The organism is Dyella japonica, assembly GCF_040545895.1.
Lineage (GTDB): Bacteria > Pseudomonadota > Gammaproteobacteria > Xanthomonadales > Rhodanobacteraceae > Dyella > Dyella japonica_D.
Map to the genome: position 1 here is coordinate 743,369 of NZ_JBEPMU010000001.1, position 19,920 is coordinate 763,288.

Annotated in this window: 16 protein-coding genes; 5 read left to right on the plus strand and 11 right to left on the minus strand. The window is 63.7% G+C overall.

The annotated features are described in order from the left end of the window. Positions 1-430: 430 nt before the first annotated feature. A complete protein-coding gene (locus ABIC75_RS03120; protein ID WP_354012394.1) occupies positions 431-2,533 on the minus strand; it encodes an NAD-dependent epimerase/dehydratase family protein in 2,103 nt (700 codons plus the stop codon). Beyond that, entirely contained in the window at positions 2,530-3,720 is a 1,191-nt protein-coding gene (locus tag ABIC75_RS03125) for a glycosyltransferase (protein ID WP_354012395.1), read from the minus strand. The genes ABIC75_RS03120 and ABIC75_RS03125 overlap by 4 nt, the downstream gene beginning before the upstream one ends. Before the next feature lie 438 nt (positions 3,721-4,158). Between ABIC75_RS03125 and ABIC75_RS03130 the strand changes: the two genes are divergently transcribed. From ABIC75_RS03130 to ABIC75_RS03145, 4 genes are all read left to right on the plus strand, one after another. Beyond that, complete coding sequence (locus ABIC75_RS03130; RefSeq protein ID WP_354012396.1) at positions 4,159-4,791, plus strand: polysaccharide deacetylase family protein; 633 nt, start codon at positions 4,159-4,161, stop codon at positions 4,789-4,791. A 66-nt stretch (positions 4,792-4,857) separates the two neighbouring features. Next, positions 4,858-6,096, plus strand: a complete 1,239-nt coding sequence (locus ABIC75_RS03135) for a hypothetical protein (RefSeq protein WP_354012397.1) — start codon at positions 4,858-4,860, stop codon at positions 6,094-6,096. A 5-nt stretch (positions 6,097-6,101) separates the two neighbouring features. Beyond that, positions 6,102-7,046 carry a methyltransferase domain-containing protein gene (locus ABIC75_RS03140; protein WP_354012398.1) on the plus strand — a complete coding sequence of 315 codons (945 nt, stop codon included), beginning with the start codon at positions 6,102-6,104 and terminating at the stop codon, positions 7,044-7,046. Next, positions 7,043-7,795, plus strand: coding sequence for a glycosyltransferase family 2 protein (locus tag ABIC75_RS03145; RefSeq protein WP_354012399.1), 753 nt, complete (start codon positions 7,043-7,045; stop codon positions 7,793-7,795). Before ABIC75_RS03140 ends, ABIC75_RS03145 begins: the two co-directional genes overlap by 4 nt. Positions 7,796-8,371: 576 nt before the next feature. Here ABIC75_RS03145 and ABIC75_RS03150 read toward each other — a convergent pair. The 9 genes from ABIC75_RS03150 to ABIC75_RS03190 all read right to left on the minus strand — a co-directional run bounded on the left by ABIC75_RS03150 (position 8,372) and on the right by ABIC75_RS03190 (position 18,708). Then, positions 8,372-9,904, minus strand: coding sequence for an oligosaccharide flippase family protein (locus ABIC75_RS03150; protein ID WP_354012400.1), 1,533 nt, complete (start codon positions 9,902-9,904; stop codon positions 8,372-8,374). A 53-nt stretch (positions 9,905-9,957) separates the two neighbouring features. Then, complete coding sequence (locus ABIC75_RS03155; protein WP_354012401.1) at positions 9,958-11,613, minus strand: hypothetical protein; 1,656 nt, start codon at positions 11,611-11,613, stop codon at positions 9,958-9,960. 95 nt (positions 11,614-11,708) lie between these two features. Further along, positions 11,709-12,713 carry a UDP-glucose 4-epimerase GalE gene (gene galE / locus ABIC75_RS03160; protein ID WP_354012402.1) on the minus strand — a complete coding sequence of 335 codons (1,005 nt, stop codon included), beginning with the start codon at positions 12,711-12,713 and terminating at the stop codon, positions 11,709-11,711. Positions 12,714-12,715: 2 nt separating this feature from the next. After that, the gene (locus ABIC75_RS03165; RefSeq protein WP_354013056.1) at positions 12,716-13,537 is read right to left on the minus strand and encodes an alpha/beta hydrolase; all 822 of its coding nucleotides are present in this window, start codon (positions 13,535-13,537) and stop codon (positions 12,716-12,718) included. After that, entirely contained in the window at positions 13,537-14,313 is a 777-nt protein-coding gene (locus ABIC75_RS03170; RefSeq protein ID WP_354012403.1) for a serine aminopeptidase domain-containing protein, read from the minus strand. Before ABIC75_RS03170 ends, ABIC75_RS03165 begins: the two co-directional genes overlap by 1 nt. Then, positions 14,310-15,656: an outer membrane beta-barrel protein gene (locus tag ABIC75_RS03175; protein ID WP_354012404.1), complete on the minus strand. Its 1,347-nt coding sequence runs from the start codon at positions 15,654-15,656 to the stop codon at positions 14,310-14,312. Before ABIC75_RS03175 ends, ABIC75_RS03170 begins: the two co-directional genes overlap by 4 nt. A 68-nt stretch (positions 15,657-15,724) precedes the next feature. Continuing rightward, positions 15,725-16,504, minus strand: a complete 780-nt coding sequence (locus tag ABIC75_RS03180; RefSeq protein WP_354012405.1) for a polysaccharide biosynthesis protein — start codon at positions 16,502-16,504, stop codon at positions 15,725-15,727. 2 nt (positions 16,505-16,506) lie between these two features. Beyond that, positions 16,507-18,030 carry an XrtA system polysaccharide chain length determinant gene (locus tag ABIC75_RS03185; RefSeq protein ID WP_354012406.1) on the minus strand — a complete coding sequence of 508 codons (1,524 nt, stop codon included), beginning with the start codon at positions 18,028-18,030 and terminating at the stop codon, positions 16,507-16,509. Between the two features lie 54 nt (positions 18,031-18,084). After that, positions 18,085-18,708 (minus strand): XrtA/PEP-CTERM system exopolysaccharide export protein, encoded by a 624-nt coding sequence (locus ABIC75_RS03190; RefSeq protein ID WP_354012407.1) that lies wholly within the window; start codon positions 18,706-18,708, stop codon positions 18,085-18,087. A gap of 358 nt (positions 18,709-19,066) precedes the next feature. Here ABIC75_RS03190 and ABIC75_RS03195 point away from each other — a divergent pair, with 358 nt between their 5' ends. Continuing rightward, the gene (locus ABIC75_RS03195; protein WP_354012408.1) at positions 19,067-19,867 is read left to right on the plus strand and encodes a glucose 1-dehydrogenase; all 801 of its coding nucleotides are present in this window, start codon (positions 19,067-19,069) and stop codon (positions 19,865-19,867) included. Positions 19,868-19,920: the final 53 nt, after the last annotated feature.

A 19,920-nucleotide genomic window follows, 5' to 3' on the forward strand; every position in this document is an offset into this window, starting at 1 on the left:
TCTTGGCTCTTGGCTCTTGGCTCTTGGCTCTTGGCTCTTGGCTCTTGGCTCTTGGCTCTTGGCTCTTGGCTCTTGGCTCTTAGGGGTCCCCGTATGACAGCGGCGGGCGGGTGGAGGAAAGCCCGTAGGGTGGCCGCATGGATGCGGCCAGTTTTTCGACAGGACACGGATGTCCTGTCGAAAAACCCCGCAACCCGCCCGCGTACCTTCCGTCCACAGGACGGAAGGCGCGTCATCCGGGGGGCCTTTTCTTTTGGTTACTTTTCTTTGGGCAAGCAAAGAAAAGTGACCCGGACCGCGGTAGCGGTTCGGAAGCCCGCCGCAGGCGAGCCAGGTCACAGCACCGCAACAACCGAGAGAAAAATCATTGGGCTCCTGCCCTTGCCCCGTTGGGCGTTCGCAGGAATGACGAGCAAACGGCAAGAAAGATCTACTTGTCACCCACTGGCACAGCACTCCCCTGCGCCACCACCTCATTCCCAAACATCACATCCATCCCCCGCCTCAACCCCACATGCGGCGCCCATCCCAGCACGTCGCGCGCCACCCGCTGATCGAAATTCGCCAACGGCCGCAGCGACCTCACGCGATACCGCGTCAACGGTACGTTCCGGTGCAGCAGCTTGCCCAGACCTTCAACGCCCACTGCCAAGGTCATCAACAACGCTGTGGGCCAACGCATCAGCCGCAATTCGCCGCCCCGCTTGCGACGCACGCGATCGAGATACTCGCCCTGCGTCACGATGGCCGGATCGACCACGTGAATCACCTGCCCTTGCGCCGCTTGCGCATTCGCCGCAAGCAGCAACGCATCGACCACGTCATCGACATAAACCAGTGGCAGCGTCTGCGATGGCGAGCCCACCGCGATCCAGCGACCCGCGATGGCCAGCGTTCCGTTCGGCGTGGTGTGCTCCGATCCCGGCCCAACGATCTGACCCGGACGAAGAATCACGGCAGGAAGCCCATGCTCGCGAACCGCATCGCGAACCAGCGTTTCGGCAATCAACTTGGTCTGCGTGTAGCTGCCGCGCCAGTCGGGATGCGGCTCCAGCGGTGAACCTTCGTGGATGGCCACCGCCGGATCGCGTCCTGCGTGATCGAGCACGCTCATGGAGCTGACGTAGACGAGCTTCTTCGTGGCATGACGAAGGCAGGCGTTGACGATGTTGCGCGTGCCCCACACGGTGCCCGCCTCAAAATCGCGCGGACCGCCGCCCATGGCCGCGCCCACGTGATAGACCGTGCCCGCGCCCTGCACCGCATGTTCCACGATGCGCGGATCGCCAAGATCGCCCACCACCACCTGGTCGGCCAATGCGCTGATGCGCGGATCGGCGCGACGCACCAGCACACGCACGCGCTGGCCATTCCGCCTCAGCGCATGGAGCAGCGTTCGGCCGAGGAAACCGGATGCGCCGGTCACCAGCGCATCGACTGGTGCCAGGGTTTCGTAACGCGCTTCCAGTTCCTGTTTGCGTTCCTCGTCGGCGCGACGACAGGCCGCTTCCATCAAGGCGATGGGACGTCGTCCATCTTCGGCGCTGACAGGCGGCGCCTTGCTGTCATGCAAGGCCTGTGCAAACGCTTGTGCGCCGGCCTGGATGCCGGGCGAGGATTTCAACTGTCCTGTGGCGAAGCGCAGCACGTTCCAAGGAATGCGGAACACATCGCGCACGGCGTCGAAGAACGCGCCCAGCACGATGCCAATGAATTTCGGGCCCGGCAGCACGCGGCGCACATGACACACCTGCAGGAAGCGATCGATCTCGATAACGCCCCGCGTGCCCTGCACCACGATGCGATTGAGCATGGGACGGATGTTCCATGACAGCATCACGCGCCCCGTGCCGCGTGCGCACTCGGCCGTGGCATGCCACTCGTCGAACTTCAGCGTGGTCGACTTGCCGGTGGAGCGGTAACGGATGTCGAGCTGCTCGATATTCCCCAGGAACGCTTCCAGCGTGTACAGGCCGTGCACGCCGAGGTCGCGGAACGGATAGGAGCCCTGCGCCACCATGCCGGGCAGCGGTCCGCCGCCGTAGGGCGGATAGTCGGAGCTTCGCCATACGTCGACCGCGACCAGGTCGCCACAGGCACCCGAGGCCACCAGTTCGCGTGCGCGCACGACCATCGGATCGGACAGGTCGGAATGATCGACCGAGAGCACGAGGCCTTTTTCGCGCGCCTTCCCGATCATGGCGTCGCACTCGGCCACCGAATCGGCCATCGGCTTCTCCACGAATACGTGACAACCCATGTCGAGCGCACGCAAGGTCAACGCACAATGACTGGACGGTGGTGTGAGCACGTAGATGGCCTGCGGGCGGCAGTCGGCCAGTTCGGCAAGATCCGACACCACATGCTCGATGCCGAACGCCTGCGCCAGCTTGCCCGCGGCCTCGCGGTCGAGATCGCAGATGCCTACGATCTCCACATAGTCGAGCCGCTTCAGCGCCTCGATGTGATAGCGCGCCACGTAGCCGGCACCGACGATGCCGATGCGCAGACGATGGTCGACGGAAGCATTCATCCAGGTACCCGACGGTCAGCAAAAGTCATGTCCGCCGCGGCGAGCGTGGTGGCGACTTCGCGCAACACATCCTCCACACGGCGATCCCAGGTTTGATCGGCCACCGACGCCATGCGCTCGGCCGCGCCCTTTTCCGGCCCGTCGGCAAGCACTTGCTCAAGGCCGGCGAGGAAGTCCTCGTGCCCATCGGCAATGCGCACCACGTGGGCGAAGCGCGCAATCTCCGGATTGCCCACGGCCACCACGGGTTTTCCGGTGGCGAGGTATTCGCGCAGCTTCAGCGGATTGGCGTTTTCCACCTGGCGGTTTCGGCGATACGGAATGATGGCCGCGTCGAACGCCTTGGCCCACGCGGGCAGGCTGCCGTACGGCTGCGCGCCGGCCAACACCACGTTGGGAAGCGCCTCGAGTTCGGGCAGCTTGATGGCGGCATAGCCCACCAGCAGGAAGGTCCACTGCGGACGCGAACGCGCCAGAAAGGCAATCAGCTCCACATCGATCCACTCGTGGATGGAACCGAAGTAACCCACTACCGGACCACGCAGGCTGCGCGCGAGTTCGGGAACCTTCGTTGCCGGATCGGACGCGCGCGCGAAGAGCTGCGCATCCACGCCGTGCGGCGAGAACCGCGTCTGCGGGTTCTGGGCCTGCTTGGTGGTCAGCAAGGCCGGCGGCGCGACGAACACGATGTCCGCGCGTTGCGTCAGGGCAAGGTCGCTGGCGGCGATGACTTCGGCATCCACGCCGGGATGCGCAGCGTAGTCGTCGATGCAGTAGTACACGCAGAAGCTCTCACCCAGCCGTCGCGCGAGAAAACCAGGATGCGGCGTCACGAACCAGGAGATGCGCTGGCGCGTGCCCAGCACACGCATGGCGCGGCGCAGCGCCCACTGGCTGAACAGGCGGTTGAACAACGGCACACCCGGAATACGGCGAAACGGCAGCTGCGGCACGGTGCAGTGCCAGAAATTGGTGTCCACGCGCTGCGGCGCACGCAAAGCCTCGCGCAACTTGCGGAAGGCGCGGCGCAGGTCGCGACCGCTGGCCTGTGGCGCGCGCATGCCCGGTGAATCCACGTAGAGCACCGGCATGTGAGCCGCCAATCGCGTGGCCACGTGATGGCTGCTGGTGCGGTTCTCGGCAAACCAGTCGTTGCCGAAATAGACGACGCCGTAACGCTCTAGCATGCCCCCTCCCGCGCGAGGGTCGGGCGTGTAGCCACCATGACCTGTCCCCTGTCCAGGTTGATCACGAGATGTGAAGACGGCGCATGGAACACGACGCGCCCTCGGGTCTGTCGGGCACGCTGCTGAGCCCGATGTCGACAGCACGAGCCTAACGCAACGCCCCTGGTGCTCCCATAAGTCGAATTGCCAAGGCGGAAGCGAGAAAAGCGCCTGATTTGGCGGTTTCCATGCGGTCGCTCCGTGTGCGCGGCGGGTCCATCGGCCGTTCGTCATAGCCTTTCGGTCGCATGCCCCATTGACTATGTGCCCAATGGATATCGAGGCGGCTTGGCGACAAAGTGCTCTTATCGGCTGGACCGTGTGTTCGCCGCCGACCGGCCTTTCCGGGGCACTCCCGGGGACCGGCCCTTCCACATCCTTTCCGTGCGAACTGTCTTCATGACGCTCCGACCGAAAAAGATGCAACTGCTGCAATGGATGCCACACGCCGTGGTGTTCACCCGCGCGCCCGACGCGGACAAGGCGCTGTACCTCACGTTCGACGACGGCCCCAATCCGGACCACACGCCTGCGTTGCTCGAGCTGCTCCGCACGCACGGCGCCAAAGCCACCTTCTTCCTGATCGGACGGGAAGCGGAGCGCTATCCACAACTGGTGGAGCGCATCGTCGAAGAGGGGCACGCGCTGGGCAATCATTCGTACAGCCATCCGATGTTCGATGCGCTCACGCATACCGAGCAATGGGTGGAGGTGGAACGAACCGATCAGGTTCTCTCGCATTTCGATGGACGCAGCCACCATGGCTTCCGTCCGCCGCGCGGTGTGTTCTCGCTGCTGCTCACGCTGCGTTTCGCCTTCAGCAGGCGCAAGCTGGCCTATTGGTCGTACGACTCGCTGGACTACCAGAAGCGCGAGCCCGATGAATTGACCGAACGCCTGCGCGCGCAACCGCCCCGCGCCGGCGACGTGATGTTGATGCACGACGACAGCGACTGCTCGCGCCGCATGCTCGAACAATTGCTGCCCGAGTGGAAGCGGCGCGGATTCACGTTTCGCGCGTTGCCTGCATGACGCCAGGCAACGCACCTTGCGACGCGCGCGTGCCAGGGCACCGCGGTCGCTGACAGGGGATGTGCAATGAATTGGGTGGCCATGGCATTGCTGGTATTGATCGTCCTCGCGGCCGCGTTGTGCGCCGTGGCATGGATGGCCATCCGCTCGCGCAACATGCAGGTGTGGCTGGGCAGCTACCTGAGGCGGCGTCCGCGCCCCGCGGTGAAGGGGCCCACGCACATCATGTTCTGTTTCGTGGATCACTACGAACCGGCCTGGGGTCGCGTGGATCTCGACACCCAGCGACGCCGTGTGGATCGCTGGCACACGGGCTACCCCGCCATGGCATCGCGGCATCGCGACGCCGATGGCCGTCCGCCGCAGCACACCTTTTTCTATCCCGAAGAAGAATACCTGCCCGAGCACCTGGACAAGATCGCCGGGCTTTGCGCGCAGGGTTACGGCGAAATCGAAATCCACCTGCACCACGACAACGACACGCCCGAGAATTTCTGCGCCACCATCTCGCGCTTCAACGAATTACTGCACGCGCGCCATGGCGCGCTGTCACGCGACCCGCGCACCGGCCAGTTGCGCTTCGGCTTCATCCACGGCAACTGGTCGCTGGACAACTCGCGCGCCGACGGCCGCTGGTGCGGCATCAACAACGAGCTGATCCTGCTGCGCGAACTTGGCTGCTATGCCGACTTCACCCTGCCCTCCGCGCCCAGCGAAACACAGACGCGCACCATCAACGCGATCTACTACGCCACGGACGATCCCTGCCGTCCGAAATCCCACGACACCGGCACACCGGTGCGGGTGAATGGCACGCCCACGGGCGACCTGATGATCGTGCAGGGGCCGCTGGGTCTGGACTGGAAGCGTCGACGCAAGCTGATCATGCCGCGCATCGAGAATTCGGATGTGCGCCACAGTTGTCCGCCCACGCCGGAACGTGTCGACGCCTGGGTGCGCACGGGCATCCATGTGGAAGGTCGCCCCGAATGGATCTTCATCAAGATCCACACGCACGGCACGCAGGAACGCGACATGGACACGCTGCTTGGCGAGCCCATGCACGCCATGCACGAACATCTGGAAAAGACATACAACGACGGGCAGCGCCACGTGCTGCACTACGTCACCTCACGCGAGATGTACAACATCATCAAGGCCGCGGAGGCCGGGATGGAAGGCAATCCTGTGCGCTATCGCGACTTCGAACTTCCCCCACCGCCCGGCGTCACCCGGTGGACATCGCCGGCACGGTCGCCTGACCACGCCACCGAAGCCGTCGCGAACGTCCCCGGCATGGAGTAATCACGATGCATTGGCGAGCCAAAGGCGTGCTGCAGAAAGTGCTGGGCCACGTGCCGGGCGGCGAGCACGCGCATTACGTGCTGCAACGCCGATTTGGCGGCTTGCGCGGCTTCACGCGCGAGTTCGACATCAAGATGGACGACTGGCGCCTGATGGCCGGCCACCTGCGCGAGGCGGGTGTCCCCATCAAGGGAGCGCGGCTGTTCGAGATCGGCAGCGGCTGGTATCCCACGTTTCCGTTTGCCTGCTATCTCGGCGGTGCACGGCAGGTCATCACGGTGGATTTGAATCGCCATATCAAGCTGGACCTGGTGAGGGAATGCGCGGCGAATCTCGGGCGCCACACGGCACTCATCGCCGAGGCGTGCGGCCTGGCCGAGGACGATGTCCGTCGACGCCAACAGCAACTGGTCGAACGGCTGCAACGAAGCGACGACGTCACCGCTGCCACCGACGGCGTGGTGATCTACGAGGCACCGGCGGATGCCTCGCGCACGACCATTCCTGCGCATGAACTCGATTGCGTGTTTTCCAACAGCGTGCTCGAACACGTGATTCCCGAAGCGGTGGATGGCATCTTCCGCGAGGCCATGCGCATCCTTGCTCCCGGCGGCATCATGTTCCACTCAGTGAACTGCGGCGATCACTACGCGTATGTCGACGGCAAGATCAACCAGCTCAACTACCTGAAGTACTCCGACCGCGAATGGCGGCGCTGGGACAACGACTTCCTCTACCAGAACCGCATGCGTGCCTACGAGTTCGTGGATCGCGCGACGGCGGTGGGTTTCGACATCGTGCTCAACACCGAGTGCCCGCGCGAGAAACGTCTGGCCGAACTGGCCGCGATGCAGGTGCACCCGCAATTTGCGCACATTCCGCCCGAACGGCTGTGCGTGACGTCGATCGACTTCATCGGTCGAAAGCGTTCCGCAGAGGCATCGCCATGACCTCCGCCCTGGTCAGCGTGGTGATGCCTGCCTACAACGCGGCGAAATACATCCGCGGCGCCGTGGCGTCGGTGTTGTCGCAAACCTATGCGTCCTGGGAACTGGTGATCGTCGACGACTGCTCCACCGACGACACGCCGGCGCTGCTCGATTCGCTCGCCGATGTGGACGACCGCGTGCGCGTGATCCACGCCAAGCAAAACGGCGGCGTGGCGGCGGCACGCAACGCTGCCATCGACGCGGCCAGCGGCAGCCATATCGCCTTCCTCGACAGCGACGATGGCTGGCATCCGCGCAAGCTCGAATGGCAGATGGAACACATGGAAGAAACGCGCGCCCGCGTTTCCTATACGCCGTACGATCGCGTCACCGAGCAAGGCCACCTGCTCTCGTGCGTGCGCCCGCCGGCTACCGTCAGCTACGCCCAGATGCTGCGCAGCAACCACATCGGCAACCTCACCGGCCTCTACGACCGCAGCCTGGGCGACGCCGCCTTCCGCGCCGTGGGCCACGAAGACTATGTGTTCTGGCTGGAAATGGTACGCCGCGCCGGCGCAGCCTCCTGCGTACCCGGCGACCAACCCCTCGCCTACTACTGCGTACGCGACGGCTCCGTCTCCGCCGACAAATGGCGCGCCGCCTGCTGGCAATGGCGCATCTACCGCGACATTGCACAACTGAGCTGGCTTTCTTCATCGCAGCATATGTGCCACTACGCGTGGGAAGCGGTGAGGAAGAGGATGGCTTAAGCAGCCATACGTTTCTTGCGCCTTCTGCGATACGCAATGCGGTGACTCGCCTTTAGAGCGGCAAACTGAAAGTCTTTAGCGAGCACCCGCCCGTCACCACCGTAAAGCTGGCAATGCCCCGGCCTTCTCCCCGAAAGGGAGAAGGACAAGTGCGGTGCATGGAGAGGACGTAAGAGCGAAGCCAAAGCAAAGGCCGATGCGAAGCGAGGCCCCGCTTTAAGTCCTCAGCGACTCGGGCGCGTTGTGCAGCGCTACGAATTGCCCGCTGTGTGGCCTCCCATGGGTGTCCCGCCACAACCATCCTCGAGCATTCGGGCTTATCCCAGCACAATGCTGCGAGCCTTTGCCCTGAAGGCCATTTTCTTTGGGTTACTTTTCTTTTGGGCCAGCAAAAGAAAAGTGACTCGAGCGGCGGCAGCCGATCGAAACGCCCGCTGCGTAGGCGGCGCGCTGGTGGAATCGCGACAACCGAAGCGCAAAGTCACTGGATCCCGGCCTACGCCGGGATGACGAACCTGGGTTGGCCTGCAACCCAAAGTTCCGCAACGCCCGGGCCTCCCGACAAAAACCACACCATCAAGGCACCCTCGGCATCGGCCCCTGCAACACCCCCAACACCCTCTTCGCCACTCTCCCCACCGGCCCCAACTTGTCCGTAATCATCCCCATCAACCGGAAATCCTCCTCGCTCCAGTAACGCACGAGGAAACTCGCCGGCAAGAAGATCGCAACAAACGTGATCGCCCCCGTGATGAAGGCGAAATGCCCAGGCGTCACATCCGCCACCAACCAACCCGCGCCCGTCGCCACCAATCCCACCGCAAGCAAGCGCATCATCACGGCCACCGGCAAACCCGCGCTGGCCACGCGACGGATATAGAACGTGCAGATCGCCAGTTCCGCCAGGCGCGTTCCCGCATAGCAGAGCACCGCACCCAGCAAGCCGAAATGCGGAATCAGGCTGAAACCCAGGATGACGTTGATGATCAGCGCCGAGCCCGAGATGCGCAGGCGATCGCCCTGGCGATCGGTTACCACCTGAAACGCAGCGATGCTGTTGGTGATGAGCAGCAGGCCGGCCAGCACCAATGTCACTTCGATGGCCGGAATCGCATCCACGTATTTGTTGCCGTACATCAGCGTGACCAGGCCAGGCGTGGTGACGAAGCCCAGGCCGGCGATCATCAGTCCGGTCGCCCAATAGAAACGCGTGGCTTCCGAGAGCACTCGGGTCGCTTGCGATTGCCCGCTTTGGCCGAACGCGCGCGCCATGTACGGCAGCAACGTACTGGTAAGGCCCACGGAGAACAGTTCCACTGCGCCGCGCGTGAGCGTGCCCGCGATGGCGAAGAAACCCACCGCCGTGGAATTGGCATAGGTGTTGAGCAGGAACACCTCGATGGTGTTGGTCTTGAGCCCAATCAGCAGGATGAGTACCGCGGTAAGACGTAGGTGGCGCGTCATGCGCCGCGACATCTCGTCGGGCACTTCGCCGGGACCGAACGGCAGGCAGTAGCGCCGGTACGCCATGCGGTTGATCAGGTTCAGCGTGAGGCAGGAAATGGCGAAGATGCCGACGAAGGCGAGCAGCCCCGCGCGGAACCAGGTCGCCAGCCCCACCAGTGCGAGCATGATCACGCCGGAGATCACCGTGGCGATCGACACCGGCTCGAAATGCTCCTGGCCTTTCGATATCGCCACCAGCAGGCTGTAGTTGGCCTTCGCCACCACGCCGATGGCGACCAGCACCGAAATGGGCATGATGACGCCCGTCCACTCCTGCGGCTGGATGATGGCCACGCCGGCAAAGAACAGCGCGACGACGATGGCGCAGCTCCACAACTGGTTGCGCATCAGCCGATAGGAAAGGTGCGAGGCAACCTCGGGCTGGCCTGCGCCATACGCCTCGGCGATGAACTTGGTCGACGACGTGGTAAGCGCGTGGTTGCTGCACGTCATCAGCCAGCCGCACAGCCACACGGTGAACGCGTAGCGGCCGAAATCCGCCGGACCCAGCGCACGCGCGATCCACACGCTGATGAACAGGCCCAGTGCGTACTCCACATAGGTGGAGGCCGACACCAGCGCCACGCTCCGTAGTGCTGCCATCCGACGATTCATCTCGACTTGCCCCTGCTCATGCCCTTGCCTTCCACTCAGCGCTACGGTGAGGTGTGTGCCGCCAGCGGCGACGTCGATCCGCTCCCGGGCGGTTGCTGCTGCAGCCACATCGCCACGCCGCTGCCGCGGTTGTTCCAGTTGAAGCGGCGCAACGTGTCGCCGATCTGCGCGCACTCGGTGTTGTACGACGAGGCCAGTGCATCGAGACGCCGTTTCAACGCCTCGCTTTCCTGAGGATCGCGTTCGAAGTAGTAGGCCGCCGCCACCGGCATGACCAGTTCAACGTTATGCGAATCGCTGTACCAGCCGTCGGAATCCTCGATATCCGCCAGCTTGCTGCGAGTGGCCTTCGACGATGCCCAGTACCAGGCGATCTGTCCCTTGTCACCCGAGCAAGGATTGCGCCATTCGTGGCCCTGGACGATGGTGTTCACGTCGATCCAGCCGTAGCGCTCCATGTAGCGTCCGAACGCCGTGATCATCTCCGGAATGCGGCGGTCGCCCGTCACCAGCCACGTGTGCCACAGGCCGTCGATGATGTTCTCGCTCATCCACGGCGACGATCCGCGCACGTCGGTCTCGGGTTTCCAGGAATCGTCCTCGTGGAGATTCCAGCTGTTGCGCCACGAGCCGTCGTCGCCGAGTTTGTCGGGATTGCTGCGCTGATGGTCGTACAACCAGCCCACGCGCTCGCGCGCGTAGCCGAGATAGCGCGCGTCGCCGGTCAGTTCGTAGGCATTGATGGTGGCCAGCAGGCCCAGGCCCGCGAGTCGTTCGGTAAAGCGCTCGCCAGGGCCGGTGTAAGGGCCTGGCGTGCCGCTCCAGCCGCCGTGCTGCCAGAGCGTGACCATCTTGTCGACGGTCAACGCATCATGTTCGCTGTCATCGCCGGTGAGCGCCAGCGCCAGCAGGATCGGCTCGACGTAGACGTACTTCACGTCGCACGGTTCCTTGCCGTACGTCCAGCCGCCACCGCAAAAGGGACTGAACGGCAGTCCGTCCCGTTTGATGTACTTCATGTAGAAGTGATAACTCTGGTCGGCAGCCTGCAGGTAGTCGAAACGGCCGGTGCGCACATATGCCTTGAACAAGGTGGTGGGGCGATCGAACAGCCACGCCGTGTGATCGTCCACCGGCAACTTCTTCGCCCACTCGAATTGGGTCGACACGTAGTTTGCGTACGCCTCGCCCTTGGTGGCAGGCGTCTGGGGACCGGCGATCAGCGACGCGCACAACCACGCAGGATCGAGCGTGGCGAGGGCTGCCGCCACGCGCACGCCATGCGAATCGGCAACCAGTTCCTGCGCATACGGCCAGCCGGGCGCCTCGCGCGTGCGTGGCTTGCCGGTCGAGAAGTAGTAGGTGCCCTCGCCCTTCACGAGTTGGGCCTGGAACTGTGCACGCACGGCACGAATGCTGCGGTCCCGCGCGTACCAGAGCAGCGTGACGTCGACGTGCGACGGCACTTCGTTGCCAGCGGCATCGAGGATGCGCAGCTGGTGCACGTCATGTAGTGCGGATGGCGGAAAGGGGATGCCGACCGTCACACGCACGTCCGTGGCATCCCCGACATTCTGGTGCACCACGATGCGTTGCGCCGCGGCACTATCGGCCGGCGCCTGCACGGTCGCTGCGGCCGGTGCCTTGGGGGACTCCGGCTTGGTGCGATGTGAATGTGGAGCCGACCAGGAGACCATGGGAAACAACAGGAGAACCAGACACGAAAAAACGATTGCCAGGCGTCGCAGTACCCGCTGAGAGCCAGGACCCGCCGCTGGCACCATCCACGTCATCACGCCACCGACGATAGCGGCGCGCGCTTGCTCACCATCTTGCGCTCCCACAACAGGGCCGTGCGCACGATGAAATCCAGGTCGTCGTACTGCGGCTGCCAGTCGAGCACCTGCTTCAGGCGGTCGCTGCAGGCGATGAGCATGCCCAGGTCGCCTTCGCGCCGCGGCAGCTCCACGATATTCAGCGGATGACCACCCACACGAGCCACCGAATCGAGCACCTCGCGCACGCTGTAGCCATGGCCATAGCCGCAATTGAGCTTGAGCGATGAACCATCCTCGCGCAGGTGATCGAGCGCGCGCAGGTGTGCGGTGGCGAGATCTTCCACGTGGATATAGTCGCGGATGCCGGTACCATCGGGCGTGTCGTAATCCGTGCCGTAGATGGCGAGGGATTCGCGCTTGCCCACCGCGTGCTCGCACGCCGCCTTGATCAGCAGCGTGGCCGACGGTGCGGAATGTCCAATGCGGCCCTTCGGGTCACAGCCGGCCACGTTGAAATAGCGCAGGATCACGTGGCGCATCGCGCCAGCTGCGCAGTAGTCGCACAACATCATTTCCGACATCAGCTTGGAACGGCCATAGGGGTTGGCCGGCTGCGTGGGCGTATCTTCGTCCGCCACGCCATGCTCGGTCAGGCCATATACCGCCGCCGTGGACGAAAAGATGAACTTGTCGACGCCTGCCTCCGCGCACGCAGCCAATAGGTTGCGCGTGTTGCAGGTGTTGTTGCCGTAGTACTTGAGCGGGTCGCTCACCGATTCGGGCACCACCGTATGCGCCGCAAAATGCATCACGGCATCGATGCCGTGGTGCTGCAGCACCGATGCCACCAGCGCGGTGTCGCCCACGTTGCCCACCACCAGCTCGGCGCCCTGCACCGCTTCGCGGTAACCGGAACTGAGGTTGTCGATCACGACCACGTGCTCGCCGCGTGACGTGAGCTGCTGTACGACGTGGCTGCCGATGTATCCGGCGCCACCGGTGACGAGTACCTTGTTCATGCTCACGACCCTGGCCGAGTGATGGGAAAGTGGTGACCCATCCACTGCGCGACATGATCGAGCAGGCGCTGGCGGTCACTGCTGAGAACGTAGGTGTGGTCCGCTTCCTTGAAGTAACTGACGCTGATGCATGGGTGATCGGCGAGACGGCCGAAGCACTCGCGAAACTGCCGGATATGGTTGAAGTAGCGCGCCACGCCGCCGCTGTAGATGAAATCGAGCTTGAGCCCACGCTGGAGCATGTCGGCCAGTTGCGCGCGCACCACTTTCGGCGGCAGCGGCTCCACCACGAAGGCAGGTTCGACCGGGCGCAGCGCCACCGGTATGCGCTGACGCGTGAACCGTTGGCGCCAGACGGAAAGGCTCAACAGGCGCGGCAGGTAATGGCGCACGCGTTGGCCGAAGGTGCGATGGCCGTACCCGTCGAGGAAGAACGCACCCGCCACGCGCGAATCAACGTAGGCGGTGGAGTGCGCATTCTGCGCGCCGGAACACAGGCCGAACAGCACGAAACGCGTGCAACCCGATTGCTGTTTCAGCAGCTCCATCGCATCGCGCACATCGGCAACCACTTGCTCTGGCCGCGACAGGCGCTGGCCGCTTGCACCGCTGTCGCCGATGGTGGACTGATCGAAGCGCAGCGTCGGATAGCCCAGGCCGTTCAATCGTCGTGCGAGTTCCACGTGCAAACGGAACGGACCCACGCGATACACCATGCCCGCGTTGAGAAGAATCACGCCCACGCCATGCTCGATCACCGCAGGCAAGCCCACCACCCCGACCAGATGCCGAGCGCCACCGAAGCGAAAGGCCTGTTCGTGCATCACGCCATCTCCTTCAGGTGGCGCCTGGCGGATTCCAGTAGTGGATGCGAAAGAATCGCCAACTCCAGGCTGTCAACGTCGTCCCAGCGCGGCGATACGTCGACACGGATCTGCTTACTGGCGTAGGGCTCGTCCAGACGCGACGCCTCATCCGGCGACGACGACGTCAGCCATGCCGAGGAAATGCCCGGATCGAGCAGGCGAAGCCCCAGCAGCTGTGAGCGCAGGCGCTCGCTCGTCTCGAAGCCGGGCCATTGCGTGCTTACATCGAGATCGGGTCGCGCGACCTCGAAACGATTCAGGTCAACCTTCAGCGCCTCCTGCATCCAGTCGTACTGCCGGACCAGTGCAGCGCCATCGGTAATCGCATCCCACGCCACCACGCCATCCAGTCGCGCCGCCTGCGCCACGGCCAGCGCGGCATTGGCACCCAGTCGCGCACCAAAGGCCAGCATGCGGCTGCCGCCGTAACGGTTGCGCAGTTCGGCCGCGGCGGTCGCCACGTCCGCCAGGCAACGCGGCCATTCGAACGAGCTGCTGTCGCCCGCGGAATCGCCGGTGCCGAAGTAATCGAAACGCAGCACCGGAAAGCCGCTCTCCGCCAAGCCGTGCGCCAATTGCCGGTACAAACGGTGGCAGCGGATGTGCTCCACGCCGAACGGAGGACACAGCAACACGGCCGTGCCCGTGACCGCAGCGGCTGGATGATAGAAACCGAACAGCTCCCTTCCGGGGCCGAAATAGAACGGCAGTTCGGCTTCGATGCGCGCCTTCATCGGTGATACACCAGCGAAACGAGGAATTCGTTCTCGTGATAGCTCTGCTGGACGGCGGTGCTGTTGCGTATTTGCCTGGTATAGGCGACGCGCCAGCTCCAGCGCTGCGTGAAATCGTGGCTGAGCGTCAAGCCGAAGCGGCTCGTCTTGTCCGTGCGATCGATATTGGTGTAGTCGAGGTGCTGGTAGTTGGCGAACGCGGTGAGAAAGTACGTCGGCTGCAGTTTGTACTCGACGCTGACGGCACCACTCTTCTCTTTCTGGTTGAAGGTGGTGTCGTTGAGGTAGGACAGCTTTCGATAAAGCGGCTGTACGGTGATCGACAGACGGTCACCGCGGTAGCTGTAGGTACCCTCGACGCTCTGGTCCAGGTACACCTGCGAATCCACCACCATGGTCCCGGTATTGATACCGCCGCGCGTGGGATCGCTGATCAGGTCCAATGGATTGGTCGGGACATTGGTCATGCTGTCCACGATGGTCTGGCCTGGCTGCAGCAACATGTCCTGCGCGGCGTCCGAATACTCGTAGCGCCCGGTGAGGCTGAAGCTGTTGTCCACGCTGGGCCGCCAACCCAGCGTGACGTTCGCCATCGGCTTGGAAGCGCTCGGTGCGTGGGTGAAGTCGATATAGGCCCAACCCAGCGAGGCGTCCACGTCGAAGTCGCGCAAAGTGTGGACGTAGTGCGCATAGAACTCGTTGCGCGTGTAGTCCGGGCCGGCACCGTTGTTCTTCAGGTCGACACGCTGTGCTTCCACGTTCAGCGACACCTGCGTGGTCGGGTTCACGTCGCGGATCACGCGAAACGCGCCCAGCCCGCGGGACGAATCGAAATCGTCCACCTTCGATGCGTAGCTGTTGAGGTACTTCAACTCGGCCTGGCCGCGCGTGGCTTCGTTGAACTGGAAGTGCAGCACCGGTCCCAGCGAAAGCACGTTGGTCTGCTGCTGGTTGTCGGGCGCATTACTGGCCAGCGTATCCACCGGCTGCACGCCGGCATCGTCCTCGATGGTGAAATCCAGACGTTGCGGAATCACCGACCAATTGGCCTGCGCACTGAGCGTGCCCAGCAGCTGGCTGTCGAAATTCTTGTTGCTGTAGTCGAGATACTCCACCGTACCGACCACGTTCGCCTGGAGCGTGGAGCCGAACTGCCGGTAGGCGAAGTTCACGCCGGGCACGAAGACGTTCGTGCTTTGCGGGTTTTCCGTGGAAAGCGCAATGTTGTCGCTGTGTTCCACGCTGCCGAACACCGAATATGCGAAGTCGCCAGCCCACGCACTGCCAGGCACGACGACGAGCGCAATCATGGTGGCGCGGGCGAGCCTGTTGTAAGCCGGCATATCCTTTCCTCTGACCGTTTCCCTGAGGCACCATCCCACCCTGTGACGGCGCCTCCCTCCCTAACTGTCTAGGGCGCTTGGTTGAACACGACTCCTGCGAGCTTGCTCGGTTCGAAATGACTCAATGCCTGGCTGATCGCGCCCGGCGTGTCTTTCCCATAGCCGGCCACCACCACCACGAAATCGGCGAGGTCCGCGAGGATCCGCGCGTCCGGCGCGCCCTTGATGGAAGGCCCATCGAGGAAGATGTAGCGGTCCGCATAGCGCGAACGCAGCGAGTCGATGACCGCGCGCATGCGATGCGAGGTGAAGTACTCGCTACTGCTCTCGCGCGATTTGCCGGCGGGAATCAGGCGAAGATGCGGCACGCCGGTGTGGTAGATGATCGATTCGATGCCGATGGCCGGATGGTCCATCAGGTCGATCAAGCCGCCACGTGCCGGCTCGACGCCCATCACCTTGTGCTGGTTCGGGTAGCGCACGTTGCAGTCGATCAGCAGGCTGGTCTTGGCTTCGTCGAACGCGAACGCCGCGGCCAGGTTACGCGCCACGAAACTGCTGCCCGAGCGTGGGCTCACGGCCACCACCAAGGTCACGAAGTTGTGGTTGCCGCCCATGGCGAGCAGGCGCGTGCGGATCTCGCGGAAGGCATCGGATTGTTGCCGCACCGATTCCTCGCGGTGAATCATGCGCCGCTGTTCGAGCTGGATAGGTGCCAGCGCTCCGCCCGCCTCGTGCATGCGCGCGATGGACTGGCTCGAGGTCTTGCGCAGTTCCAGGTTGTGCGCGGCCGCTTCCAGCACTTCGCTGATGCGTTCGGACATGTTGTCGTCTTCTAGGTTCTTCATGGTCATCCCTTCAGCCGTATCCAGACGGCAATGAGGTAGACGGCGCCCACACCGATCACGATCAACCCCACGATCGTGTTGCGCATGCGATCGCGGCGGCGATCACCTGGCGTCGGATAGAACGGAATCGTGGCCAGCACCGGCGTTCCGATGGCCTGTTCCAGTTGCCACACGGAGCGCACGCGCGGGTCGAACCACACCAGCGCAAGCAACAGACCCAGCGGAAGCGCCACCGAAAGCCCCATGCCCGCGAGGCCGAAATGCAGGAAGCGCAGGCCGGTCGGTGACAGCGGCATCACGGCCGGGTTCTGCACCAGGAAGTTCAGGCCGCGCTGCTCGGCGTCCAGGTTCATCGACACGCGTGCGTTTTCGCGGCGCTTGAGCAGATCCTGGTAGACGTCGCGGTTGACGTTGTAGTCGCGCGTGAGTTCGGCGGTGACGTTCTCCGAGTTGGCGATGCGCGCGCTACGCTGCAACTCGGCCTGCAGCATCGATTCACTTGCGCCCATGCGGGCGGCCGCCGCCGCACTGGCGGCGCGTGCGGAGGCCAGCTGCGTCTTGATCTGCTGGTACGCCGGATTGAAGGTCACGTTGTTGTCCAACGTGGTGGGCGTGCCGGCCAGTTGCGCCGCCTGCTGGCGCTGGTCGGAGGCTGCCAGCTGCTTCTTCAGGTCTTCGATCTGATGGCGGATGCGCACCACGTCCGGGTAGGAATCCGTATAGGTCAGCAGCAACTTGTTGAGCTGCGACTGCAGTTCGCCCAGCTGCATCTGCAGCACGCCATCGGCGGTCTGCACGGTGCTCACTTCGGATTCGCCGTTGAGCTGCGCGGCGAGCGAGCCTTCCTGCGAGCGGCGTTCCATCATGTCCATGCGCGCCGATTCGATCTGCGTGCGCAGCTGGCTGATGCGCGCGGCGGTGTCGGCTTCGCTGCCGGGACGCGCATCCGCGTTGGCATCGCGATACGCCTTCAGCTTGTCCTCGGCATCGGTAAGCTTGGTGCGATAAGCCTCGACCTGGCTATTGATGAACTCGTAGGCTTCGCGGCTTTCGCGCTGCTTCGATGCCAGGCTTTCGCTGATGAACAGCTGTGCAAACGCACGCGCCACTTCAAAGGTGCGCTTGGCGTTGTTGTCGCTGTAGGCGATGGTGATCAGGTTGTCGCGCGTGATCTGCACCTGCGTGCGCGACTTGATGCCTTCGGCCAGGCGATCCTGCTCCACCGGCGAAGGATTCGTGGCCATCCAGCCGCCCGCTTCGAGGATCTTCGCCATCACCTTGCGGCTGAAGATCACATCGCGCGCCATGTTGGCGCGATTCTTGTTCGCCGTGGGCGCGGCAGCGCCCTCCATCAGTGGCGTGATGATGCTGCTTTCCTGCGCAAGAATCGTCGTCGATGCGACGTACTTGCGCGGCCACAGCATGCCGGCCGTCAGTGCGGCCAAGGCGATCAAGGCAAACGCGATACCGAGCGCGAGGCGGCGTCGACGCGCCTCGTTGATCAATGCCGGCACAAGGCTTGCCATCGGCCTGAGTTCTCCACTCATGGCGACGTCCTCCCTCTTCCCCTGCGAGCGGCGTCAGAACGCACGCATCGGTACGGTGACAACATCCCCCGGTTGCACCGGGTAATTGGTGGCCAGGTCGCCCTTCTGCAGCACGTTGTCCAGACGCACCGCATAAGGCGTGGTCACGCCGTTCTTGTCTTCGCGATACAGTTCCGTGCGATCGGGCGCCGCGAACTCGGTGGTGCCACCGGCCGCCAGCACTGCATCCAGCACGGTCATGCCCTGTCGATACGGAATGGAGACGGGCGTGCGCACGGCGCCGGTAACGCGCACGCGCGAGAGGTATTCATGGCTGCGCAGCGCCGTGAGGATCACCGCCACCTGCGGGTCACGTACGTACGACTGCAGCTTTTCCTTGATCTCGGCCGCTACTTCTTCCGGCGTCTTGCCGCCGGCCATCACGTCGCCGATCAACGGCACGGTGATCTTGCCGTCCGGCCTTACCGGAACGCTGACGCTGAGATCGGGGTTCTGCCAAACGGTGACCTGCAACTGGTCGTCCACGCCGATCTTGTACGTGGATACCGCTTGCGCGGCCGGATCGATCTTGGGTGCCTCGGTGGAACCGCGCCCCGTGGCGCAGCCGGAAAGCACGACAGCAACGCAAACAGCAAAGAACAGCGAGAGAACTTTCATGGCGGGCCCCCTGCGTACAAAATGTGAACTGCGTCACTTACGAGTATATCCACGGCCCAAGAAAACTTGACAAAGCCATTCGTTCTATGTCTTGACGCACATGGATTCCAGGAAAACACGCTCGCGCAACGGCCACCGAAAAAGTGGCGGCCACGGCAACACCGGCCCGGCTCAAGGGAACGGCAAACCCTTGCAGCGCGCTCCGCAAAACCACGCCTTCCGGGTTTAGGCCGTTTGGCCGATAGCCCGGCAGACGATGCGCGAGCAGCAGTCGCTGGGAAGGCATCAGGAAACGTCGTCCACCCCGCCTATGCACGACATTCGCCAAGCTTTCGTCCCCATCCGCCAGGACACGTCCATGACGAAAACGCCTGACATCGCGCCCTTCGACGCCCAGCCACTGAAAGGCAAGACCGTTCTCATCACTGGAGGCGCACAGGGCATCGGCCGCGGCATGGCGCAAGCGGTGCTTGGCGCGGGCGGCAACGTTTTCATCGGTGACTTGAATGTCGACGCCGGCAAGGCCTGCCTCGACGAATGGAAGGTTGGCAAGCGCGCCGGCTTCGCGATGCTGGATGTGTCGCGCGAATCCATCGTCAAGCGATGGACGGCCGCAGCACTCAAGCATTTCGGCCACGTCGACGGGCTGGTGAACAACGCGGGCATTGCCAACCCGCATACCGGCCCGCTCACGGAGCTATCGCTCGAGCAATGGAACCGTTATTTGGCCACCAATCTCACGGGAGCATTTCTCTGCGCGAAGCACGTGCTTCCGGAACTGCGGCGTCATGGCGGCGCCATCGTGAATATCGCCTCCACACGTGCCTTGCAGTCCGAGCCGGATTCCGAAGCCTATGCGGCGACCAAGGGCGGACTGCTCGCCTTCACGCACGCCCTGGCCATCAGCGCGGGCCCCGACGTGCGTGCCAATGCCATTCTTCCGGGCTGGATAGCCACCGACGCATGGCGTGCGCCACCCGAACGCAGTGCTCCGAGGCTCAGTCGTCGCGATCACGCACAGCATCCTGCCGGCCGCGTCGGCACGCCGGAAGACATCGGTACTTTGGCCGTCTATTTGCTATCGGCGCAATCGTCGTTCGTCACCGGGCAACACTTCGTCGTCGACGGCGGGATGACGGTGAAGATGCAGTATGCATAACCACGTGGCGCGTCGTGCGCGGTGCGCACCCCGTGCACTCCCGAACACGACGT

What these genes read in the sequence shown, in the direction of transcription:
- ABIC75_RS03120 (WP_354012394.1), bottom strand. Translation starts at nt 2,533, where the DNA reads ATGAATGCTTCCGTCGACCATCGTCTGCGCATCGGCATCGTCGGTGCC.
- ABIC75_RS03125 (WP_354012395.1), bottom strand. Translation starts at nt 3,720, where the DNA reads ATGCTAGAGCGTTACGGCGTCGTCTATTTCGGCAACGACTGGTTTGCC.
- ABIC75_RS03130 (WP_354012396.1), top strand. Translation starts at nt 4,159, where the DNA reads ATGACGCTCCGACCGAAAAAGATGCAACTGCTGCAATGGATGCCACAC.
- ABIC75_RS03135 (WP_354012397.1), top strand. Translation starts at nt 4,858, where the DNA reads ATGAATTGGGTGGCCATGGCATTGCTGGTATTGATCGTCCTCGCGGCC.
- ABIC75_RS03140 (WP_354012398.1), top strand. Translation starts at nt 6,102, where the DNA reads ATGCATTGGCGAGCCAAAGGCGTGCTGCAGAAAGTGCTGGGCCACGTG.
- ABIC75_RS03145 (WP_354012399.1), top strand. Translation starts at nt 7,043, where the DNA reads ATGACCTCCGCCCTGGTCAGCGTGGTGATGCCTGCCTACAACGCGGCG.
- ABIC75_RS03150 (WP_354012400.1), bottom strand. Translation starts at nt 9,904, where the DNA reads ATGGCAGCACTACGGAGCGTGGCGCTGGTGTCGGCCTCCACCTATGTG.
- ABIC75_RS03155 (WP_354012401.1), bottom strand. Translation starts at nt 11,613, where the DNA reads ATGGTCTCCTGGTCGGCTCCACATTCACATCGCACCAAGCCGGAGTCC.
- galE (WP_354012402.1), bottom strand. Translation starts at nt 12,713, where the DNA reads ATGAACAAGGTACTCGTCACCGGTGGCGCCGGATACATCGGCAGCCAC.
- ABIC75_RS03165 (WP_354013056.1), bottom strand. Translation starts at nt 13,537, where the DNA reads ATGCACGAACAGGCCTTTCGCTTCGGTGGCGCTCGGCATCTGGTCGGG.
- ABIC75_RS03170 (WP_354012403.1), bottom strand. Translation starts at nt 14,313, where the DNA reads ATGAAGGCGCGCATCGAAGCCGAACTGCCGTTCTATTTCGGCCCCGGA.
- ABIC75_RS03175 (WP_354012404.1), bottom strand. Translation starts at nt 15,656, where the DNA reads ATGCCGGCTTACAACAGGCTCGCCCGCGCCACCATGATTGCGCTCGTC.
- ABIC75_RS03180 (WP_354012405.1), bottom strand. Translation starts at nt 16,504, where the DNA reads ATGAAGAACCTAGAAGACGACAACATGTCCGAACGCATCAGCGAAGTG.
- ABIC75_RS03185 (WP_354012406.1), bottom strand. Translation starts at nt 18,030, where the DNA reads ATGGCAAGCCTTGTGCCGGCATTGATCAACGAGGCGCGTCGACGCCGC.
- ABIC75_RS03190 (WP_354012407.1), bottom strand. Translation starts at nt 18,708, where the DNA reads ATGAAAGTTCTCTCGCTGTTCTTTGCTGTTTGCGTTGCTGTCGTGCTT.
- ABIC75_RS03195 (WP_354012408.1), top strand. Translation starts at nt 19,067, where the DNA reads ATGACGAAAACGCCTGACATCGCGCCCTTCGACGCCCAGCCACTGAAA.